Origin of the sequence: Nocardioides litoris, from assembly GCF_006346315.1 — a bacterium.
In the GTDB taxonomy this organism is placed as follows: Bacteria; Actinomycetota; Actinomycetes; order Propionibacteriales; family Nocardioidaceae; genus Nocardioides; species Nocardioides litoris.
Genome location: NZ_VDMR01000001.1, coordinates 1,307,913 through 1,327,531 on the forward strand (window position 1 = coordinate 1,307,913; position 19,619 = coordinate 1,327,531).

Annotated in this window: 21 protein-coding genes; 12 read left to right on the forward strand and 9 right to left on the reverse strand. The window is 74.1% G+C overall.

Annotated features, from left to right (window positions below; all coding sequences use genetic code 11):
* The first annotated feature begins 37 nt into the window (after positions 1 to 37).
* The 6 genes from FJQ57_RS06230 to FJQ57_RS06255 all read left to right on the forward strand — a co-directional run bounded on the left by FJQ57_RS06230 (position 38) and on the right by FJQ57_RS06255 (position 5,038).
* On the forward strand, positions 38 to 487 hold the full coding sequence (locus FJQ57_RS06230) for a winged helix-turn-helix transcriptional regulator (RefSeq protein WP_139978294.1): 450 nt from the start codon (positions 38 to 40) through the stop codon (positions 485 to 487).
* A 51-nt stretch (positions 488 to 538) separates the two neighbouring features.
* Positions 539 to 1,882: an MFS transporter gene (locus tag FJQ57_RS06235; protein WP_139978295.1), complete on the forward strand. Its 1,344-nt coding sequence runs from the start codon at positions 539 to 541 to the stop codon at positions 1,880 to 1,882.
* Between the two features lie 87 nt (positions 1,883 to 1,969).
* Positions 1,970 to 2,239 (forward strand): hypothetical protein, encoded by a 270-nt coding sequence (locus FJQ57_RS06240; protein WP_139978296.1) that lies wholly within the window; start codon positions 1,970 to 1,972, stop codon positions 2,237 to 2,239.
* A 57-nt stretch (positions 2,240 to 2,296) separates the two neighbouring features.
* Complete coding sequence (locus tag FJQ57_RS06245) at positions 2,297 to 3,214, forward strand: helix-turn-helix transcriptional regulator (RefSeq protein ID WP_139978297.1); 918 nt, start codon at positions 2,297 to 2,299, stop codon at positions 3,212 to 3,214.
* On the forward strand, positions 3,214 to 4,236 hold the full coding sequence (locus FJQ57_RS06250) for a WYL domain-containing protein (protein ID WP_139978298.1): 1,023 nt from the start codon (positions 3,214 to 3,216) through the stop codon (positions 4,234 to 4,236). The genes FJQ57_RS06245 and FJQ57_RS06250 overlap by 1 nt, the downstream gene beginning before the upstream one ends.
* 28 nt (positions 4,237 to 4,264) lie before the next feature.
* Entirely contained in the window at positions 4,265 to 5,038 is a 774-nt protein-coding gene (locus FJQ57_RS06255; protein WP_139978299.1) for an endo alpha-1,4 polygalactosaminidase, read from the forward strand.
* A 31-nt stretch (positions 5,039 to 5,069) separates the two neighbouring features.
* Here FJQ57_RS06255 and FJQ57_RS06260 read toward each other — a convergent pair whose 3' ends face one another.
* From FJQ57_RS06260 to FJQ57_RS06275, 4 genes are all read right to left on the reverse strand, one after another.
* The gene (locus FJQ57_RS06260) at positions 5,070 to 5,294 is read right to left on the reverse strand and encodes a hypothetical protein (protein ID WP_139978300.1); all 225 of its coding nucleotides are present in this window, start codon (positions 5,292 to 5,294) and stop codon (positions 5,070 to 5,072) included.
* Between the two features lie 83 nt (positions 5,295 to 5,377).
* The gene (locus FJQ57_RS06265; protein WP_139978301.1) at positions 5,378 to 6,385 is read right to left on the reverse strand and encodes an alpha/beta fold hydrolase; all 1,008 of its coding nucleotides are present in this window, start codon (positions 6,383 to 6,385) and stop codon (positions 5,378 to 5,380) included.
* Positions 6,382 to 6,819 (reverse strand): SRPBCC family protein, encoded by a 438-nt coding sequence (locus FJQ57_RS06270; protein ID WP_246081612.1) that lies wholly within the window; start codon positions 6,817 to 6,819, stop codon positions 6,382 to 6,384. Before FJQ57_RS06270 ends, FJQ57_RS06265 begins: the two co-directional genes overlap by 4 nt.
* A gap of 96 nt (positions 6,820 to 6,915) precedes the next feature.
* The gene (locus FJQ57_RS06275) at positions 6,916 to 7,452 is read right to left on the reverse strand and encodes a CGNR zinc finger domain-containing protein (RefSeq protein WP_139978302.1); all 537 of its coding nucleotides are present in this window, start codon (positions 7,450 to 7,452) and stop codon (positions 6,916 to 6,918) included.
* A gap of 38 nt (positions 7,453 to 7,490) precedes the next feature.
* Here FJQ57_RS06275 and FJQ57_RS06280 point away from each other — a divergent pair, with 38 nt between their 5' ends.
* Positions 7,491 to 8,471, forward strand: coding sequence for an EamA family transporter (locus FJQ57_RS06280; protein ID WP_139978303.1), 981 nt, complete (start codon positions 7,491 to 7,493; stop codon positions 8,469 to 8,471).
* 140 nt (positions 8,472 to 8,611) lie between these two features.
* Here the strand turns inward: FJQ57_RS06280 and FJQ57_RS06285 are convergent, their stop codons facing one another.
* The 4 genes from FJQ57_RS06285 to mce form a co-directional block, all read right to left on the reverse strand.
* Positions 8,612 to 9,856, reverse strand: a complete 1,245-nt coding sequence (locus FJQ57_RS06285; RefSeq protein ID WP_246081613.1) for an AI-2E family transporter — start codon at positions 9,854 to 9,856, stop codon at positions 8,612 to 8,614.
* Positions 9,853 to 11,190, reverse strand: a complete 1,338-nt coding sequence (locus FJQ57_RS06290; protein ID WP_139978304.1) for a coiled-coil domain-containing protein — start codon at positions 11,188 to 11,190, stop codon at positions 9,853 to 9,855. Before FJQ57_RS06290 ends, FJQ57_RS06285 begins: the two co-directional genes overlap by 4 nt.
* 233 nt (positions 11,191 to 11,423) lie before the next feature.
* Entirely contained in the window at positions 11,424 to 12,779 is a 1,356-nt protein-coding gene (gene ccrA, locus FJQ57_RS06295; protein ID WP_139978305.1) for a crotonyl-CoA carboxylase/reductase, read from the reverse strand.
* A gap of 131 nt (positions 12,780 to 12,910) precedes the next feature.
* The gene (gene mce, locus FJQ57_RS06300) at positions 12,911 to 13,360 is read right to left on the reverse strand and encodes a methylmalonyl-CoA epimerase (protein WP_139978306.1); all 450 of its coding nucleotides are present in this window, start codon (positions 13,358 to 13,360) and stop codon (positions 12,911 to 12,913) included.
* Between the two features lie 103 nt (positions 13,361 to 13,463).
* Here mce and FJQ57_RS06305 point away from each other — a divergent pair, with 103 nt between their 5' ends.
* From FJQ57_RS06305 to FJQ57_RS06315, 3 genes are all read left to right on the forward strand, one after another.
* Positions 13,464 to 14,654 (forward strand): acetyl-CoA C-acetyltransferase, encoded by a 1,191-nt coding sequence (locus FJQ57_RS06305; RefSeq protein WP_139978307.1) that lies wholly within the window; start codon positions 13,464 to 13,466, stop codon positions 14,652 to 14,654.
* Complete coding sequence (gene meaB / locus FJQ57_RS06310; protein WP_139978308.1) at positions 14,638 to 15,612, forward strand: methylmalonyl Co-A mutase-associated GTPase MeaB; 975 nt, start codon at positions 14,638 to 14,640, stop codon at positions 15,610 to 15,612. Before FJQ57_RS06305 ends, meaB begins: the two co-directional genes overlap by 17 nt.
* Before the next feature lie 72 nt (positions 15,613 to 15,684).
* Positions 15,685 to 16,200: a hypothetical protein gene (locus tag FJQ57_RS06315; RefSeq protein WP_139978309.1), complete on the forward strand. Its 516-nt coding sequence runs from the start codon at positions 15,685 to 15,687 to the stop codon at positions 16,198 to 16,200.
* 39 nt (positions 16,201 to 16,239) lie between these two features.
* Here the strand turns inward: FJQ57_RS06315 and FJQ57_RS06320 are convergent, their stop codons facing one another.
* The gene (locus FJQ57_RS06320) at positions 16,240 to 17,502 is read right to left on the reverse strand and encodes an endonuclease/exonuclease/phosphatase family protein (protein ID WP_139978310.1); all 1,263 of its coding nucleotides are present in this window, start codon (positions 17,500 to 17,502) and stop codon (positions 16,240 to 16,242) included.
* An 88-nt stretch (positions 17,503 to 17,590) separates the two neighbouring features.
* Here FJQ57_RS06320 and FJQ57_RS06325 point away from each other — a divergent pair, with 88 nt between their 5' ends.
* The gene (locus FJQ57_RS06325; protein WP_139978311.1) at positions 17,591 to 18,559 is read left to right on the forward strand and encodes a co-chaperone YbbN; all 969 of its coding nucleotides are present in this window, start codon (positions 17,591 to 17,593) and stop codon (positions 18,557 to 18,559) included.
* Positions 18,560 to 18,568: 9 nt separating this feature from the next.
* On the forward strand, positions 18,569 to 19,333 hold the full coding sequence (locus FJQ57_RS06330; RefSeq protein WP_139978312.1) for an EI24 domain-containing protein: 765 nt from the start codon (positions 18,569 to 18,571) through the stop codon (positions 19,331 to 19,333).
* Positions 19,334 to 19,619 lie beyond the last annotated feature (286 nt).

Below are 19,619 nucleotides of genomic sequence, written 5' to 3' on the forward strand. Positions count from 1 at the left end.
CGATCCAGGACGGACGACGGTGCCCTAGGATCACCCCGTGCGCCACGACGACCTCGCCGACGTCAACTGCTCGGTCGCCCGCACCTGGGCGGTCGTGGGGGAGCGGTGGACGATGCTCGTGCTGCGCGAGCTCTTCCGTGGCCGGCGTCGGTTCGAGGTCATCCAGGACCAGCTCGGCCTCGGCCGCAGCGTGCTGACCGACCGGCTGCGCACCCTCGTCGAGCACGGCGTCGTCGTCCGCGAGCCCTACCAGGACTCCCCGCGGCGCCACGAGTACCGCCTCACGCCCAAGGGCGAGGACCTGTACCCGCTGCTCGTCGCGATGATCCGCTGGGGCGACCGCTGGTCCACCGATGGCGACCCGCCGGTCGTGCTGGAGCACCGCGGCTGCGGCCACGAGGTGGACCTCCGGCTCGCCTGCCCCGCCTGCGACCGCGACCTGGGCCGGCGCGACGTCACGGCCGTCTTCGCCCCCGACGCCTGGTGACCGGGCCCACCAGTTGACGACCAAGTCTACTGGGTCGATAGCCTTGGTCGGGTGAGTGCTCCGACGACCACCGACACCGCCCACCCTGACGGCCAGACCGCCGACCCCCGCAAGGTCGCCTCGGCCTCGGCGGTCGGCGCGGTCATCGAGTGGTACGACTTCTTCCTCTACGGCACCGCCGCCGGCCTCGTCTTCGATCGGCTCTACTTCAACGGGCTCGACGGCCCGGCCGCCCAGTTCGCAGCCTTCGGCACCTTCGCCGTCGGCTTCGTGGCCCGCCCGGTCGGCGGGCTGCTCTTCGGGCACTTCGGCGACCGCGTCGGCCGCAAGACGATGCTGATCTGGACCCTGCTCATCATGGGTGTCGGCACCGCCGTGATCGGCCTGCTGCCGACGTACGACCAGATCGGGGTGTGGGCGCCGATCCTCCTGGTGGTCCTGCGGGTGCTGCAGGGCATCGGCGTCGGCGGCGAGTACGGCGGCGCCGTGCTGCTCGCCGTCGAGTTCGCGCCCGCCGGGCGGCGCGGGTGGTTCGGCAGCTTCGCCCACATCGGCGTGCCCGGCGGGTTGTTCCTGGCCTCGGGGGCGTTCTCGATCGCCAGCCTGCTGCCCGACGAGCAGTTCCTGGCCTGGGGCTGGCGGGTCTGCTTCCTGGTCTCGATCGTGCTGCTGGCCATCGGGGCCTGGATCCGGCTGAGCGTGATGGAGACGCCGGCCTTCCAGCAGGTGCAGGAGGCCAAGCACGTCACCGACAAGCCGGTCGTCGAGGTGCTGCGCCACCAGCCGCGCCGCCTGCTGCTCGGCATGGGCACCCGCTTCGTCGAGGGCTTCACCTTCAACCTGTTCTCGGTGTTCTTCCTGGCCTACGCCGTCACCGAGGTCGGCATGGACCGCTCGACCGTGCTGCACGCCATCATGCTCGGCTCGGCCGTCGGGGTCGTGCTGGTGCTCGTGTCGGGGGCCCTGTCCGACCGGGTCGGCCGCCGGCCGGTCTTCGCCGTCGGCGCGCTCGTGGCGCTGGTCTTCGCCGTCCCCGCGACCCGGCTCGTCGAGGGCGGGTCGACCCTCGGCATCGTGGTCGTGATGGTGGGCGGCCTCGGCGTCGTCTACGGCGTCGTCTACGGCCCGCTCGCCGCGTTCTGGAGCGAGCTGTTCGACACCCGCTACCGCTACTCCGCGCTGTCCCTGCTCTACCAGCTCTCCGGCGTCGTGGCCTCCGGGCTCACGCCACTCGTGGCGGCCTGGCTCGTGCAGCGCGCCGGCGGCGGGCTCGAGCTCGTGGCGGCGTACGCCGTGGGCGTGGCGGTGCTCAGCCTGGTGTGCGTCCGGCTGCTGCCGGAGACCCGTGGTCGTGACCTGACCGTCGACGAGGCACCGGCCCACCCGTCGCGCTGAGTCCCCTACCTCGGGGGGACCCGATCCCTCGGGACCCTGCGGCACCCTGTCCGGACACTTCTGGGGGGCTGGCGAGAGGGGTCGGCGATGGCGAGGGCAGGACACACGCGCGGGCTGCGCAGGCGGCCGCGGAGCACCAGCCGGGTGCGGGTGCGCGGCTGCGGCGGCAAGGTCCGGTTCCGCGACCACGAGGAGGCCGTCGAGCACCTCCACCACGCGGCCAGCGCCCGCCAGGCGGCCTCCCTCGTGGAGGGCGTCGTGACCACCCTGCACGCGCTGCGCGCCTACGCCTGCCAGGCCTGCCACGGCTGGCACGTCACCTCCCAGCCCCGCACGACCGAGGCGGTGCCGGCCTGACACGCCGACGGTCGGCGCAGACCGGCGGCCGGGGCACCGGCGCGGGAGGATGGCCGCGTGCCCGGACGTGACCAGCTCGGCCCCATGCAGCGCGTCGTGCGCATCATGGCGCTGCTCGACGACGCGGGGTCGCGCGGCACCAGCGGCGAGCGGCTGATCGCCGTCGCGGGGTACGGCGACGCCGACCCGGGCACCCAGCTCAACCGCGAGCTCGCCCACCTGCGCGCCCAGGGATGGCGCATCGACAACGTGGCCGGTCCGGGCGAGCCCGCCCTCTACCGCATGGTCTCCGGCGACAACCGGCTGCGGCTCGCCCTGACCACGGCCCAGGTCGCCGCCCTGCAGCGGGCAGTCATCCTGGCCGACCGCGGTGACCTCGCCCGCCGCCTCGGGCTGGCCGAGGACGCGATCCCCGCCGGCGTCGGCGCCCCCGTCGTCGCCCACGAGACCGGCCCCGGCCTGTCGGGGGCGCTCGAGGCCGTCCGGCGCCGCAGCCGGCTGCGCTTCTCCTACAAGGGCGTCGCGCGGACCGTGCACCCCGCGGCGGTGCGCTTCGAACGCGGCGCGTGGTACCTCACCGGCTACGAGGAGGACGCCGCCGGCGCCCGCTCGTCGTCGCTCAAGCACTTCGTGGTGGGCCGGATGAGCGCGGTCGTCCCCGACCCGCCCGGCTCGGCCGAGGTGGTCGTCGCCGACCGCACCGCGCCCCAGCACCCGCTGCAGTGGGAGGTCGACCCGCCCGTCGAGGTCGTGCTGCGCACCGAGCCCGACTACGTCCCCGACGTCCTGTGGCTGCTGCGCGCCCCCCGGCACGCCGAGGAGCACGACGGGGTCGTCGACCTGACCTACTCCGTCACCCACCGCGCGGCGCTGCGGGCCCGGCTCTACGCCCTCGGCCGGCGCATCACCGTGGTCTCGCCCGACGAGGTCCGCGAGGAGCTGCTCGACGAGCTGCGCGAGATGGCGGGGCACTGATGGCACCGCCCCCGAAGTACATCCAGCGGGTCGCCCGCCTGCCCGAGGTGCTGCGGGTGCTGGCCGGCTACCCCGACGGCCTGACCCTGGCCGCGCTCGGCGCCGAGGTCGGCGTGCCGGCGGCGACGCTGCGCGAGGACCTCACCGCCTACCTCGACACCGAGGCGTGGGGCTGGTCGCTCGACGTGTTCCGACCGCCCACGGTCGAGTTCGTGGCTCCCGACGACGGTCCCGACGGTCCCGACGGTCCCGACGAGGTGCCGGCCGACGACCCCGACGGCACTCGCACGGTCGTCCGGGTGGTCAACGACGGCGCCGCCGGCCTCGGGGTCGAGCACGTCGACTCCGGTGACCTGGCCGTCGTCTACACCGCAGGGCTCGCCCTGCTCGACGTCGACAGCGACGACACCGACCTGGCCGACGCGCTCGTCGTGGTCGCCGAGACCATGCTCGGTGGGGCCGGAGGCACGACGACCCCGACCCCCGACCCGCGCCACCGCTACGTCGGCCCGCTTCAGCGCGCGGTCGCCGAGCGCCGCCGCGTGCGCATCGTCTACTCCCGCACCTGGCACGAGGGCGTCACCGAGCGGGTCGTCGAGCCGCTGCGCCTCGTGCAGACCCAGCGCGGGTGGGAGGTCGACGCCGGGCCGCCCGACGCCGACGGCCGCCTGCGCACCTACCTCCTCAGCCACGTCCGCTCCGCCGAGGTCCTCGAGGACACCTTCGAGGCACCCGACCGGCTCGCCGACAGGCTCGAGCGGCAGCGGGCCACGACGCGGGTGCGGCTGCAGCTGCCACAGGGTGCCCGCTGGGTGGCCGACGTGTACGCCGAGCGGGTCGCCGTGGTGGAGGAGGACGAGGCGGCGGTGGTGCTCGACCTCGACCTGCTGGAACCCGTCGAGCGCCGGGTCGGCCTCGTGCTGCTCGTGGCCGGATCGAGCTCGCGCGTGCTCGCGCCCACCACGCTGCTGCCGGCCACGGCCGAGCTGTTCGAGGAGCTCATCGAGCACCACGGAGGCTGAGGCACGGGGCTCCTCCTATCCTCCAGGGGTGCGCCGTCCGTTCCTCTGCCTCCTCGTCCTGACGCTCGCCGCGGTCCTGCTCGGTCCCGCGGGCCCGGCCCGGGCGGCGGTGCGCCCGCTGCCCGTCGGCACCGAGGCCGACTACCAGCTCGGCGGACCCGACGCCGTCCCGCCCGGCGTCGGCATCGTGGTGCGCGACCGCACCGCCCGACCGGCCGGGGCGGCGTACGACGTGTGCTACGTCAACGGCTTCCAGACCCAGCCCGACGCCAAGCGGTTCTGGCGGGCGCGGTGGGGCCTGGTGCTCCAGGAGGACGGCCGCCCGGTGGTCGACGAGGCGTGGGGTGAGTGGCTGCTGGACCTGCGGACGCCTCGCAAGCGGCAGCGCCTGGCCGCGATCGTCGGTCGGTGGGTGCAGGGCTGTGCCCGGTCGGGGTTCGACGCCGTCGAGTACGACAACCTCGACTCCTTCACCCGGTCCGGCGGGCTGCTCGACCGTGAGGACGCGATCGCCTTCGCCCAGCTCCTCGTGCACGCCGCGCACCGCGCGGGGCTGGCCGCCGGCCAGAAGAACCTCGCCGGCTACGACGGCACCCGGATCGGGTTCGACTTCGCGGTGGCGGAGTCGTGCGCTCAGTACGACGAGTGCGGGCGCTACGTGCGCCACTACGGGCGGCGCGTGGTGATGGTGGAGTACCGCGCGGTCGACTTCCGGCGCGGCTGCGCCCGCTGGGGCGCCACGCACCCGGTGGTGCTGCGCGACCTCGACCTGGCGCCGTCGTACACGCCTCGCTCCTGCTGAGGCGCGCACGACGGCGGCTGGAGCGGGTCGGTCAGGCCAGGGCGGCCCGGGCGTCGGCCTCGCCCTTGTCAGCCTCGAGGGCCGCGACGACCTTCGCGACCTGGTCGTCGTCGAGGGTCAGGCCGACCTCGTCGAGGCCCTTGCGGACCTCGGACTCGAGGGTGCCCTCGGTGGCGCCGTCCTGCCAGGAGGAGACGCGGTCGATCACGGCCTGCACGGCGGTGAGCTGGTCGTCGGTCAGTGCGTTGTCGGTCATGTCGTCCTTCGTAGTCCGCGGCGCGGGCCGATCCCGACACCTGCGGGGGTGAGTGGTCGGTGCAGAGGGGTGGGTCGGTGCGCTCAGCCGACCCGCGCGGCCGGGGCGTCGGCGTACCAGGCGGTGACGAGCTCGAGGTAGGCCTCGGGGTCCTCGAGCATGAGCGCGTGCCGGCGGTCGTCGAGCACGTGGCCCTCCCAGTCGCGGCGGCGAGCGAGCACCTGGCGCAGCACCCGGGCCGGGACGAGGGCGTCGAGGGTGCCGCCGACGACCATCGTGGGGGCCTCGACGGCGTCGATGGCCCGCCAGACCCGGCGGGGGTCGATCCATGACTGAGCGATCGACCACAGCGACGACAGCAGCGCCCGGCGCCGCTCCTCGGGCGTCGCACCCTCCCGGTCGGGCGCGAACTCGGCCGCCATCAGGTCGACCAGGTCGGGGTCGATGTCGTCGGGGGAGCCGAAGATGAGCCCGAGCAGGGCCCGCTGGCGCCGCTGGTCGAGGGCCTCGGGCGCCAGGCGCAGCAGGCCGAGGGCCGCCGCGACGCCGCTGGAGGCCACGATCGGGGCGAACCCGCCGATGGTGGCTCGCGAGGGCCGGAGCAGCTCGAGCGGGAACGACGGCGGCAGGGCGGGGGAGACCAGCACCACCCGCTCGACGCGCTCAGGGTGCGCGGCTGCCACCAGGACCGACACCAGTCCGCCCATGGAGTTGCCGTGCAGGGTCAAGCGCGACCAGCCCAGGGCGTCCGCGCAGCCGAGCACCAGCTCGACGTGCTCGTCCACGGTGAGGTGGTCGTCAGGAGTGGCGCGGGTGCCGCCGAAGCCGGCCAGGTCGAGGGCCACGACCGGGCCGCGCTCGGCGAGGCCCTCCATGACCTGGACCCAGGTGACCGCCGACGCGCCCAGCCCGTGCACCAGCAGCTGCGGCTCGCCGGGGCCGGACCCGTGCCGCCCCGCCACGCGCAGCACCCGCACGCTGCGGTCGCCGACGACGACCTCGTCCTCGACGATGCCGGGCCACGCGGGGGCGAGCGGACGTCCGGTCTCCGGCGCGGCCTCGAGGGCCCGGCGGCGGCGTACGCGCCTCATGCGGCGAGCCCGTCGAGCACCTCGACCAGCTTCTCCTCGGTCTTGGTGCCGATGCGCTCGAAGAGCAGCTTGAGGATCGGCTCGCCGAGCTTGCCGACGCCCTTCGGCTCGATGACGGCCTCGTAGGTGACCTCGCTGCCCTGCTGCTTGGCGGTCACGGTGATGGTGTCGGTCGTCTCGGCGGAGTCGTTGCGCCCGACGAAGACGATGCGGCCCGGCGTGAGCGTCTCGAGGGTGTAGGTCAGCTCGGTGCTGACGCCCGCGATCTTGCTCTTGTTGTGCCACCGGGTGCCGACACCGATCTCGCCTGGCGTCTCCTGGTGGCACTCCTCGGTGCCCGGGTCCCACGCCTCGGCGTGGGAGAAGTCCTTGAGGTAGTCCACGACCGTCTCGGGGTCGGCCGTGGTGGTGAACGTCCTGCTCACGGTGGTCATGTACTGGACGGTAGGCACGGCTGTGCACCGGCCGGACCACCCGTGGGGGCCGTCCTCGTCCGGTCACCCGGCCGGGTGGGGTGGCGTCGTACGACCTCAGGTGCCGGACTGGCGGGCCCGGTAGGCGGCGACGGCGTTGCGGTTGCCGCAGGAGGTGGAGCAGAAACGCCGCGAGCGGTTGCGGGAGAGGTCGAGCACGACGCCCTCGCACTCGTCGTCGGCGCACAGGCCGAGCCGGGAGAGCTCGTCGGCGCGGATCACGTCGATCATGGCCATCGCGGTCTCGACCCGGATGCGGGCGGGGAGCGGGGCGTCGGGGTCGATGGCGTGCAGGTGCCAGTCGAAGCCGTCGTGGCGGGCCAGCTGGGGGAGCGCCTGCTCCTCGGCCAGCATCCGGTTGACGATCACGACGGCGTCCTCGCGGGTGGCGGTGAGCAGGTCGCGCAGCTCGCCGCGCAGGGCCAGGACGCCCTCCAGCTCGGCCTCGTCGAGGTCGTGGCGGCCGGAGTAGGAGTAATCGTCGAAGAACATCGCCAGCTCCTCGACCGTGGTCATGGTCTCCGGCGGCAGCGCGCTGTTGGCCAGCGCGGTCGCGGCCTGCAGGGCGATCTCGACGTCATGGGCGAACACCACTTTGACAGATTACCCCACGCCTCCTACTGTCATGTCCCATGACGACGTTGACCGATGACACCCGCGTGCCCGCGGTGTCCGGGAGCCGGCCCGCGGCGGGCCTGCTCCTCGCCCTCGCCTCCGCCTTCTCCTTCGGCCTGTCCGGCGCACTGGCGCGCCCGCTGCTCGATGCCGGCTGGACCCCCGGCGCCGTCGTCCTCATCCGGATCGCCCTCGGCGCGCTCATCGTGGTGCCCTTCGGGGTCCGCGCCCTGCGCGGTCGGTGGCACCTCGTCCGCGACAACGCCGGGAAGATCACCCTGTACGGCGTCCTGGCGGTCGCCGGCGCCCAGTTCTGCTACTTCTCCGCGGTGGCCCACATGGAGGTCGGCCCGGCCCTGCTGATCGAGTACACCGCGCCCGCCGCGGTCGTGGTCTGGCTGTGGCTGCGCCACGGGCAGCGCCCGGGCCGGATCACGCTGCTCGGGGCCGCCGTGTGCGCACTCGGCCTCGTGCTGGTCCTCGACCTGCTCTCGGGTGCCGACCTCAGCATCGTCGGGGTGCTCTGGGCTCTCGGCGCGATGGTCGGCTGCGCGGCGTACTTCGTCATCGGCAGCGACGACACCACCGGTCTCCCGCCGCTGAGCCTGGCTGCGGGCGGCCTCGTGGTCGGCGCCGCCCTCCTCGGCGCCCTCGGCCTCGTGGGGCTCCTGCCGATGCGCTCGGCGTCCACCGACGTCACCTACGCCGGCCTCGACGTCGCCTGGTGGCTCCCCCTGCCGGTCCTGGGCCTGGTCACCGCCGCCGTCGCCTACGTCACCGGCATCGCCGCCGGCCGCCGCCTCGGCTCCCGCCTGGCGTCGTTCGTCGCGCTCAGCGAGGTCCTCGCCGGCGTCATCTGGGCCTGGCTCCTCCTCGGCCAGCTCCCGGCCCCCGTGCAGCTGCTCGGCGGCGCGCTCGTCGTCGCCGGCGTCATCGGCGTCAAGCTCGGCGAGCGCGACGTCGTCGCCGCTCCCGCGGAGGCCGAGGTCCGGGTCTGACCCGCCCTCCAGGCCTGCCTCGGTCCAGCCCGACCTGGGGTGGGGGTGAGGTAGCGACGTCTGGTGGGTCGGGTTCGGTCGCCAGGTCACCGCTGCCTCGGGCACCGGGACGCGATCGCAGGGTGCGGGAAACGGGCCGGCTACCGCTCGTCCTGGTTGCGCACCACGACCTCGCGCAGCAGCAGCAGGATCGCGGCGGCGGTAGGGACGGCGAGCAGGGCGCCGACGACGCCGAGCAGGGCGGTGCCGATGAGGGCCGCGATGACCGTCACGGCGCCGGGGACGTCGACCGACCTGCGCATGACGCGCGGGTAGATCACGTAGTTCTCGACCTGCTGGTAGATCACGTAGAACACGATGCAGGCGATCCCGGCGTTGACGTCGGAGGCGAACGCGATGGCCGTGACCGCCACGGCGCCGATGGTGGCGCCGATCATCGGGATCAGGTCGAGCAGGGCGACCACGACGGCCAGCGCGACGGCGTACTCGCCGAGGCCGATGATGAACAGGAACACCAGGGAGGTCAGGCCGGCGCACAGGCCGACCACGACGGCCCCGGAGACGTAGCCGCCGATGTTGCGCACGATCCGGTCGCCGAGGCGGGTGACGCGCTCGCGGCGCGAGGCGGGGGCGAGGCGGAAGAGGGCCTGCTTGGTCGTCTCCAGGGAGGCCAGGAAGTACAGGGTCAGCACCACCACCACGAACGCGTTGAACAGCGCCGACAGCACGGCCAGACCGACGCCGACGGCGCCACCGAACAGCCCGGAGATGAAGGTGCCGCCGCTGACGTACTCGCGCGCCTTGTCGAGGACCTGGAACTCCTCGTCGAGCTGCTGCACCCGCTCGTTGCGCTCGAGCTCGTCGACCCAGTGGGGCACGTTGGCGGTCAGGGCCGCGGTCTGGTCGGCGATCACCGGCACGATGGCCAGCACGAACGAGACCACGACCAGCAGCACGGCCACGATGACCGCCGCGCAGGCCCAGGCCCGGCTCAGGCCCCGGCGCTGCAGGACGCGCACCGCCGGGTCGAGGCCCGCGGCCAGGAACATCGAGACCACGATCAGCATCAGCACCGAGCCGATGCTGGTGATCGCGGTGAACAGGAACCACGCCGTCAGCGCGCCCAGCGCCCCGACGAACCCGAGGTAGAACGGGTTGCGCTTGACGAACGGCTTGCCCGGCCGCCCGAACTCGTCGACGGGTACGCCGGCCGCGCCCGCGGCGGCGGGCCCGGCCGGGCCCGCCGACCGGGCCGCCGCCGTGGCGACCACGGCCGACTCCTCGGCCCGCTCGGCGGCGACCTCCGCCCGGTCGGCGGCGTCGGCGACGTCGGCCGCGAGGTCCGCGGCGGCGTCGTCGGCACCCGGACCGGGCGGCCGGCTCACTTCGTGTCGGCCTCGTCAGCCGGCGTCGCGTCGTCGGCGCCGTCGTCGCTGCCGAAGCCGGCGACCACGTCGCGCAGCGACGCCAGCTGGGCGGTGATGGAGTCACGCCGCTTGACGAGCCGGTCGAGCTCGTTGCGCTTGGCCGCGATCTCGCGGGCGACGGTGTCGTCGGCGCCGGCGGTGATGGCCTCGGCCTGCTGCTGGGCGGCGGAGACGATCTGCTCGGCCTCGCGCTTGGCTCGCTGGACGACGCTCTCGGCCTCGGCCGCCGACGCGGCGCGGGACTCGGCGGCCCGCTGGGTGGTCTCGGCGGCCCGCTTCTCGGCGGCCTCGGCACGTCGCTCGGCCTCCTCGACGAGCCGCTTGGTCTCGGCGACGGCGGTGTTGTGGTGGTCGGTGGCCTCGCGGGCCAGCCGCTCCTTCTCCACCGCCAGCGTGCGGCGGGCCTCCTGGACCTCGCGGTCGGCCGCGGCCCGGGCCTGCTCGACCTCACGGGTCGCGCGGGTGCGCATCTCGCTGGTCTCCTGCTGCGCGGCCAGCCGCACCTGGTCGGCCTCGCGCTGCGCGGCGGCGACGATGTCGGCGGCCTCGGCCTGGGCGAGCGTCCGCTCCTGCTCGGTGTCGGCGGCAAGGCGGGACCGGGCGTCGTCGAGCTCCTTGAGCTGGACGACCTTCATGTCCTCGACCTCGCGGTTGGCCTCGGCGCGGATCGCCTTGCCGTCGCGCTCGGCTTGGGCCTTGATGTCGGCGGCGTCGCGCTGGGCGGCGGCGCGGATCTCGTCGGCCTCCTCCTCGGCCAGGCGCAGCATGGTGCTCGCGCGCCCGCCGAGCCCGGCGTACGACGGCGACTTCTGCTCCGCCAGCTGGCTGCGCAGGTCACCGAGCTGCTTCTCCAGCTCGAGCACGCGGCGCTCGGACTCGGTCAGGCTGGCCGACAGGCCGGCCTTCTCGCTGCTGAGCTGCCGGACGCGGGAGTCGACGGCGGCCTTGTCGTAGCCGCCCCGCCGCACGACGGGGAAGGTGCTCTGCGCGGCGGTGGTGGCGCCGCCAGCCGGGGCGCCCGAGGCCTGGGCGGGCGGGATGACCGGGCGGGCGCCGCCCTGGGGCGTCGCGGACGGCTGGGGGCGGCTGGTGGGAGCGGCGCCGCCCTGGGCGGGACCGCGCGGCGGGGCGGAGGGCCGGCCGGCGGCGCCGGTCGGCGGGGCGGCGCCCCCGGTCGTCACGGGGATGACCTGGGTGCGCTCGCCGTCGTTGTCGGCGCCCGGGCTCGCGGTGGACGCCCCCTCGGTCTCGTCCGGCTCCTCGTCGAAGATGGACAGGCCTCGGTCGCTCATGCGGTGAACCTCGCTCGGGTCGGGGGTGACTGGGAAGGGAGTGAGCTCGCCGGGGAAGTCGGCGAGGTCCCATCCTGTCCGATGGAGGCCCCCGATCCCACCCCGACCCGGCGGCGCACGGCTGGTGCACGTCGTGAGACGCGTCTCGGCCCCGGTCGGTTGTCCGACCGGGGCCGAGGAGGCGCCGTACGACGTGCGGTGGGGTGGGCCGAGGGGTCGCGGGGAGGGCCCGGTCAGACCCCGCGGAACCGGTTGATGGCGTCGAGGTGCAGGGCCCGCTTCTCGTGGTCGCGGACGCCGAGACCCTCCTCGGGCGCCAGGCACAGCACGCCGACCTTGCCCTGGTGGGCGTTGTGGTGCACGTCGAGCGAGGCCTGGCCCACCTCGTCGAGGGTGTAGGTCCGCGACAGGGTCGGGTGGATCTTGCCCTGGTCGATGAGGCGGTTGGCCTCGTAGGCCTCGCGGTAGTTGGCGAAGTGGCTGGAGACGATGCGCTTGAGGTTCATCCACAGGTAGCGGTTGTCGTACTCGTGGAGGTAGCCGGTCGTCGAGGCGCAGGTGGTGATGGTGCCGCCCTTGCGCGTGACGTAGACCGAGGCGCCGAAGGTCTCGCGGCCGGGGTGCTCGAAGACGATGTCGATGTCCTCGCCGCCGGTCAGCTCGCGGATGCGCTTGCCGAGGCGCTGCCACTCCTTGGGGTTCTGCTTGGTCCCCTCCTCGTTCCAGAACTGCCACTGCTCCTCGGAGCGGTTGATGACCATCTCGGCGCCCATGGAGCGCACGATCTTGGCCTTCTCCTCGTTGGAGACCACGCAGACCGGGTTGGCGCCGCCGTTGAGGGCGTACTGCGTCGCGAACCCGCCCAGGCCGCCGGAGGCGCCCCAGATCAGCACGTTGTCGCCCTGCTTCATCTGGCCGGCGTTCTTCGACACCAGCTGGCGGTAGGCGGTGGCGTTGACCAGGCCGGGGGAGGCGGCCTCCTCCCAGGTCAGGTGGGCGGGCTTGCGGAGCAGCTGGTTGGACTTGACCAGGGCGATGTGGGCGAGGCCCCCGAAGTTGGTCTCGAAGCCCCAGATGCGCTGCTGGGGGTCCATCATCGAGTCGTCGTGGCCGGCGGGGTCCTCGAGCTCGACCGAGAGGCAGTGCGCGACGACCTCGGCGCCCGGCTTCCAGGCGGTGACGCCGGGCCCGGTCTTGAGGACGACGCCGGCGAGGTCCGAGCCGACCACGTGGTAGGGCAGGTCGTGGCGCTTGGTGAGCTCGGAGACCCGGCCGTAGCGCTCGAGGAAGCCGAAGGTGGAGACGGGCTCGAAGATCGAGGTCCACACCGTGTTGTAGTTGATGGCCGAGGCCATCACGGCGACGTACGCCTCGCCGGGGCCGAGCTCGGGCAGCGGCACGTCCTCGACGTGGATGGACTTGCGGGGGTCCTTGTCCCGGGTCGCGATGCCCTCGAACATGTCGACCTCGTCCTTGTGCACCGTCGCGGCCCGGTAGGACTCGGGCAGGGCGAGGTTGGCGAAGTCCTCGCTGGTCGCGCTGCTCGGATCGGCGCTGGCGGCCTGGATGGCGTCGAGGATGTGCTGCACGGGTGGGCCCTCCTGGAGGTGGTCGGCAGGCGGTCGGTCGTGACCAGACCGCAACGTACCGGCCGGTAACCCGTGCTTGGGTCGACTGTGCGGCACGTCTCACCGGTCCCGCCGGAGCGGGACGGGCGGCGTCAGTGCGCGGCGCCGCCGGCCGCCGGCTCCACCAGCTCGACGAGCACGCCGCCGGCGTCCTTGGGGTGCACGAAGTTGATGCGCGAGTCCGACGTGCCGCGCTTGGGGGCGTCGTACAGCAGCCGCAGGCCGCGCTCGCGCAGGATCGCGCTCACCTGCTCGACGTCGGTGACGCGGTAGGCGACCTGCTGGCAGCCGGGGCCGTTGCGGTCGATGAACTTCGCGATCGTCGAGCTCTCGCTCAACGGCGCCAGCAGCTGCACGTGGGAGCCGGAGTCACCGACCGCCATCATCGCCTCGCGCACGCCCTGCTCCTCGTTGGTCTCCTGGTGGGCCAGCTCCATGCCGAAGGTGTCGCGGTAGAAGGCGATGGCCACGTCGAGGTCGGGCACGGCCATGCCGACGTGGTCGATGGCGGTGAACAGGTGCGGCGGGATCTCCAGCGTCATGGCCGCATTGTGACGCTCGCCTCCGCGGACACCGGGTGCGGTCCGGTGAATGATCGGTAACCTCGGCCACACCTCAGACCCACCCACTCGTGGAGGACCTCTCATGTCCGGATCCGTCATCGTCGCCGGTGCGCGTACGCCGATCGGTCGCCTGCTCGGCGGCCTCACGTCTCTCTCGGCGGCCGACCTGGGTGGCGTCGCCATCAAGGCCGCGCTGGAGAAGGCCGGGGTCGGCGGCGACCAGGTCGACTACCTCATCATGGGCCAGGTCATCCTCGCCGGCGCCGGCCAGAACCCCGCCCGGACCGCGGGCATCGCGGCCGGTCTGCCGCTCTCGCTGCCCTCGATCACCATCAACAAGGTGTGCCTCTCGGGCCTCAACGCGATCGCCACCGCCGACCAGATGATCCGCGCCGGCGAGGCCGACATCATCGTCGCCGGCGGCATGGAGTCGATGACCAACGCCCCGCACCTGCTGCCCAAGTCGCGGCAGGGCTTCAAGTACGGCGACACCGCGCTCGTCGACTCGATGGCCTACGACGCCCTGTTCGACCAGGCCACCCAGCAGGCCATGGGCGCGCTGACCGAGCAGTGCAACGCCGCGGGCACCAACCTGTCCCGCGAGGAGCAGGACGCCTTCTCCGCCGGCTCGCACCAGAAGGCCGCCGAGGCGTGGAAGAACGGCCTGTTCGACGACGAGGTCGTCCCGGTCTCGATCCCGCAGCGCAAGGGCGACCCGGTCGTGGTCTCCCAGGACGAGGGCGTGCGCGGCGACACCACCGCCGAGTCGCTCGGCAAGCTGCGCCCGGCGTTCGCCAAGGACGGCACCATCACCGCCGGCTCGGCCTCGCAGATCTCCGACGGCGCCTGCGCCGTGGTCGTGATGAGCAAGGCCAAGGCCGAGGAGCTCGGCCTGACCTGGCTGGCCGAGATCGGCGCCCACGGCATGGTCGCCGGCCCCGACTCCACGCTGCAGCTGCAGCCGGCCAACGCCACCGCCAAGGCCTGCGCCAAGGAGGGCATCGACCCGAAGGACCTCGACCTGGTCGAGTTCAACGAGGCCTTCGCCGCGGTCGGCATCGAGTCGGCCCGCTCCCTCGGCATCGACGAGGACAAGGTCAACGTCAACGGCGGCGCCATCGCCCTGGGCCACCCGGTCGGCATGTCCGGCGCCCGGGTCGTGCTCCACCTCGCCCTCGAGCTGCAGCGCCGCGGCGGCGGCGTCGGGGCGGCCGCGCTGTGCGGCGGCGGCGGCCAGGGCGACGCCCTGATCGTGCGTGTCCCGCAGCAGTAGCAGGACCAGCCGGGGCCGGGTCGACGTACCCGACCTCGTCGCGCGGGCCCGGGACGGCCAGTCCCGGGCCGTCGCGCGGCTGATCTCGCTGGTCGAGGACGAGTCCCCGGCCCTGCGCGAGGTCACCGCCGCGCTCGCCCCGCACACGGGGCGGGCGCAGGTCGTCGGCATCACCGGCGCGCCCGGCGTCGGCAAGTCCACCTCGACCAACGCCCTGGTGCGCGCCCTGCGGGCCGCGGGGCGCACGGTCGGCGTGGTGGCCGTCGATCCCTCGTCGCCGTTCTCCGGCGGTGCGCTCCTGGGCGACCGGGTGCGGATGGGCGACCACGCCGACGACGACGGGGTCTACATCCGCTCCATGGCCGCCCGCGGCCACCTCGGCGGCCTGTCGTGGTCGACCCCGCAGGCCGTGCGCGTGCTCGACGCGGCGGGGTACGACGTCGTGCTGGTCGAGACCGTCGGCGTCGGCCAGAGCGAGGTCGAGGTCGCCGGGCTCGCCGACTCCACGGTCGTGCTCCTCGCCCCCGGGATGGGGGACGGCATCCAGGCCGCCAAGGCCGGCATCCTCGAAGTCGGTGACGTCTACGTCGTCAACAAGGCCGACCGCGACGGAGCCGCCCAGGTCGCCCGTGACCTGCGCTCCATGCTCGCCCTGGCCGAGCGCCGCGAGGGCGCCTGGCGGCCCCCCATCCTGAAGACCAGCGCCCAGACCGGCGACGGCGTCGCCGAGGTCGTGGCGGCCCTCGACGAGCACCGCACCTGGTCGCAGGCGTCCGGGGCGCTGGTCCGCCGCCGCGAGCGCCGGGCCCGCGCCGAGATCGAGGCCATCGCCGTGGCGGCCCTCCGGTCGCGCTGGGCCGACCTCGGCGGCCACGCCGAGCTCGACCGGCTCGCCGCCGCGGTGGTCAGCGGCGAGTCCGACCCGTACGCCGCCGCCGACCGCCTCCTCGCCGACTGACCGTCTGGTCCTCCTGGTCGGGCCATGGCCGTCCCCGGGTTTGCCCGGCCGGTCGCGGCGGAAGGGAGGCCTGTGCTCGTCGTCCTCGGCTCCTCGGTCGTCGTCCTGCTCGTGGCGCTCGTGCGCCTGGTCGGGGCTCGCAGCGAGGCCTCCCTCGCCCGGCGAGCCCGGCGACGGTGGGTCCACCCCGACGCGCACCGGCTCACCCCTGGCGCCACTGTCGAGCTCCGGTTGGCGTGGGTCGCGGTGGCGGTGCTGGCGGCGGCCGCGGTCGTGCTCACGTTCCCGCGCCCGGGCCCGATCACCGCCGGCGAGCTGCGCGAGGAGCTCCCGGAGTCGTTCCTGGACGGACTGGGGGGACTCCCGACGGCCACGGCCGCGCGCCGGATCGAGCTGCGCGGCGACGGGCCTCGCTGGACGCTGCACACCGTCAGGGGACAAGACCCCGGCTTCGTGTCCCGCAGCCAGTCGCAGCAGCGCTGGCAGGCGCTCGGCACCGACGGCCGAGCGGCACTGTGTGTCTACCTGGTCAGCGTGGTCGAGTCCGACACCGTCGACTTCGCCTCCACCACCACCGGCTTCTGCTAGGCCCCAGCAGCCGGTGGCCCCGTCGTGGTCGGCGTCGGCTCAGCGCACCCGGACGTCCACCCAGACCGCGCGGTGGTCGGAGGAGGGGAACGGGAACTCGCCGGTCAGCCGCGACAGCGGGTCGGACGGCACCGGCCAGAACACACCGGCGTCGCGCACCTGCAGCCCGCGGCGCGACGGCAGGACGTAGTCGGCGCGCAGGTTGCCCGGGGCGGGGGAGTCGGCGAAGTCGGCGGTGTCGAGCGCCGGGTCGCCGCGGTGGGCCAGGTTGGCCCCGCCCTGCCGGACCGCCGCCTCGCGGCCGCCGGCCGACGTGGGCCGCGGGTCCTGGACCGCGGGGCTGTCGAGCAGCTGGTCGATCGCGGCGTCGGCCGAGTCGCCGTCGAGCGGGTCGGCGTTCTGGTCACCGGCGACGACGAACCGCGCGCCCGGCGCGAGGCCGCCACGCTGCCCGCGGTCGTCGTACACGTACGACGCCGCCCGGCCCCCGCGCACGTAGTCGGCCCAGAAGCGGATCTCGTCGTGGTTGCGCCGGCCGTTGCGGTCCTCGGGGCCGTCGAACGTCGGCGGGGTGGGGTGGGAGACGAGGAAGTGGACGGTCCGCCGACCGATGCGGACGGGCACGTCCCAGTGCGACTTGCTCGACAGCCGCAGCACCCGCTGCTCGGCGGGGGAGTAGAAGCCGGTCGGCAGCAGCGAACCGGGCATGTCGGCCCAGCGGAACTGCTGGAAGGTGCGCACCGCGCCGACGTCGATCGGGTAGCGGCTCAGCACGGCCATGCCGTACTGGCCCTCGAAGTCGCCGAACCCGTAGGCGTCGTTGCCGCCCCCGACGGTGCCGTTGCCGTCGAGGTCGAACCCGCTGGCCACGCCGGTGTTGGACGGCGCGACGAAGACGTAGGGGTACTCGATCGGGCGGGCGCCACCCTGGCCGACCTCGAGGTAGTTGTCGCGGAACAGGTCGACCGCGCGGTTGCCGGGCTCGTAGTCGAGCTCGTTGAGGAGCAGCACGTCGGGCCGGGTGCGCTGCACGACCTCGGCCACGGTGCGGGCCTGGGCGTCGGTGCCGGTGGAGAGGTCGGAGACCAGCTGGCCCGCGGTGGCGCGGTTGAGCGAGGCGTTGAAGGTCTGGAACCGGACCGTGTGGTCCGTGGGTCCCTGCCCAGGCCCCTGCCCAGGCCCGTGCCCCGGCCCGTGCCCGCGCTCGGCGTCGGCCGGCGCGGGGGTCGCGGCGAGGAGACCGGCGCCGAGGAGCAGCAGGGTGGGCAGGGCGACCAGGCGCGCCCGAGAAAGCGTCGTCATGGCCTCACCCTGCCACGGGCCAGGGACAGGATCGGGACGCTGCGGGCCAACGGCAGGTGAACGCCCGCCGGTCCCTACGATGGACCCCATGACGCAGCAGCCGTTCACCCGCCGTGGCGCCATCGACCTCTCCGGCCTCTCGCGACAGGCCTCCCCGCCGCCGGGCGCCGGGGCGGGCCCCGTCACGCCCAACGGGGGCAGCGCCGGCGGGGGCGCGCCGGGCCTGGGCGCCTACGCCGTCGAGGTGACCGCGCAGACCCTGCAGGACGTCGCCGAGGCCTCGATGACCGCGCCCGTCCTCCTCGTCGTCTACGCCGGGTCCCGCTCGCCCGAGAGCGCGACGTACGCCCAGGACGTGGCGGCGCTGGTCGAGCAGTACGAAGGCCGGTTCCTGGCCGGTCTCGTCGACCTCGACACCTCCCCGGAGGTCGGGCAGGCGCTGCAGATCCAGCAGGTGCCGGTGCTGCTGGTGCTGCTCGACGGCCGCCCGGTCACCCAACCCATCCCGGGCGTGGTGCCGAGCGACGAGCTGCAGACCCTGCTCCAGCAGCTCGGCCAGCAGCTCACCGCCCAGGGCGTGACCGGGCGCCACCAGCCGCAGAGCCACGCCGGCCCCGCGGCCGAGGGCGACGAGGAGCCCGCGGGCGACCCGCGCTACGCCGCCGCCGAGGACGCCCTCGCCCGCGACGACATCGACACCGCCGTGGCGGAGTACCAGAAGCTCGTCGACGCCAACCCCGCCGACCACGGCGCCGCCGCGGGCCTGGCCATGGCCAAGGTCATCCAGCGGGCGTACGCCGCCGACCCGGCCGCCGCGCACGCCGCGGCCGACGCGGCCCCGGCCGACGTCGAGGCGCAGACCCTGGCCGCCGACGTCGACCTCGTCGACGGCCGCGTCGAGGAGGCCTTCGGCCGGCTCATCGAGCTGGTGCGGGTCACCGCCGACAAGGAGCGCGACAAGGCCCGCGAGCACCTCATCGGCCTGTTCGCCGCCGTCGGCAACGACGACCCGCGCGTCCTGGCCGCCCGCCGCAACCTCGCCTCGGCGCTCTTCTAGGCCGCGGCCGTGCGCGCCTACCTCGACGGCGCCGCGTTCCTCGGGCAGGGGTGGCGGCTGCTGCGGCAGCGCCCGCGCCTGCTGCTGCTCGGCATGGTGCCGGCGGTCATCGTCTTCGTCGTCCTCGCCGGCCTGTTCGTCCTGCTGGTCACCCAGCTCGGCGACGTCGCAGCCTGGATGACGCCGTTCGCCGACGACTGGTCCGACCCGTTGCGCTCGGTGCTCCGCTGGGGCCTCGGGCTGGCCCTCGTGCTGGCCGCGCTGGTGCTCGCGGCGTCGACGTTCACCGGCCTCACCCTCGCCGTCGGCGACCCGTTCTACGAGCACATCTGGCGCGCCAGCGAGGACCTGCTCGGCCCGGTCAAGCTCGGCGACGGCCTCGGGTTCTGGGAGTCGCTGCGCGACGGCCTCAAGCTCAGCCTCGTCGGCCTCGGCATCTCGCTGCTGGTGCTGGTCAGCGGGTTCGTCCCCGTCGTCGGACCGGTGCTGGCCGTGGTGCTCGGCCTGGTCCTGTCCGGCCGGATGCTGGCCCGCGACCTCGTCGAGAACCCCCTCGCCGCCCGCGGCTTCGACAAGCCCGCCCAGCGCGAGCTGCTCCACCCCCACCGCCGCACCCTGCACGGCTTCGGGATCGTCACCCAGGCCTGCTTCCTCGTGCCGCTCGGCGGCGTGCTCATCATGCCCGCCGCCATCGCCGGTGCCACCGCGCTCGTCCGCGACGTCCTCCCCGACGAGCGCGGCCCGGCGTACGAGAAGGCGGCGCTGCGGCGCTGAGGATCGGCCCGGCGGGGCCAGCAAGACCTCCGGTCATCCGGAGGACTGACGCTCCGGCGCGGGACCGCCGCCCGCTCGCGGTGCACGACGCGCCGGGCGGTGAGCGCGGCCCGGGGAGTCCGGGTCGCGGAACATCCGGTCGACCGGGTGTTCCTCCGGCTAGCCAGGGAATCCTCGCGCTGGGTGGGCAATGCAACGCCTGACCAGCGCAAGTTTTCCCTGGCCAGCTCGGACCGGAGGAAACCCCGGCTGACCGGGGATTCCCGCGCTTGCCCGGGAGTTCCTA

What these genes read in the sequence shown, in the direction of transcription:
- FJQ57_RS06240 (WP_139978296.1), top strand. Translation starts at nt 1,970, where the DNA reads ATGGCGAGGGCAGGACACACGCGCGGGCTGCGCAGGCGGCCGCGGAGC.
- FJQ57_RS06250 (WP_139978298.1), top strand. Translation starts at nt 3,214, where the DNA reads ATGGCACCGCCCCCGAAGTACATCCAGCGGGTCGCCCGCCTGCCCGAG.
- FJQ57_RS06260 (WP_139978300.1), bottom strand. Translation starts at nt 5,294, where the DNA reads ATGACCGACAACGCACTGACCGACGACCAGCTCACCGCCGTGCAGGCC.
- FJQ57_RS06265 (WP_139978301.1), bottom strand. Translation starts at nt 6,385, where the DNA reads ATGAGGCGCGTACGCCGCCGCCGGGCCCTCGAGGCCGCGCCGGAGACC.
- FJQ57_RS06270 (WP_246081612.1), bottom strand. Translation starts at nt 6,819, where the DNA reads ATGACCACCGTGAGCAGGACGTTCACCACCACGGCCGACCCCGAGACG.
- FJQ57_RS06280 (WP_139978303.1), top strand. Translation starts at nt 7,491, where the DNA reads ATGACGACGTTGACCGATGACACCCGCGTGCCCGCGGTGTCCGGGAGC.
- FJQ57_RS06290 (WP_139978304.1), bottom strand. Translation starts at nt 11,190, where the DNA reads ATGAGCGACCGAGGCCTGTCCATCTTCGACGAGGAGCCGGACGAGACC.
- mce (WP_139978306.1), bottom strand. Translation starts at nt 13,360, where the DNA reads ATGACGCTGGAGATCCCGCCGCACCTGTTCACCGCCATCGACCACGTC.
- FJQ57_RS06305 (WP_139978307.1), top strand. Translation starts at nt 13,464, where the DNA reads ATGTCCGGATCCGTCATCGTCGCCGGTGCGCGTACGCCGATCGGTCGC.
- FJQ57_RS06320 (WP_139978310.1), bottom strand. Translation starts at nt 17,502, where the DNA reads ATGACGACGCTTTCTCGGGCGCGCCTGGTCGCCCTGCCCACCCTGCTG.
- FJQ57_RS06325 (WP_139978311.1), top strand. Translation starts at nt 17,591, where the DNA reads ATGACGCAGCAGCCGTTCACCCGCCGTGGCGCCATCGACCTCTCCGGC.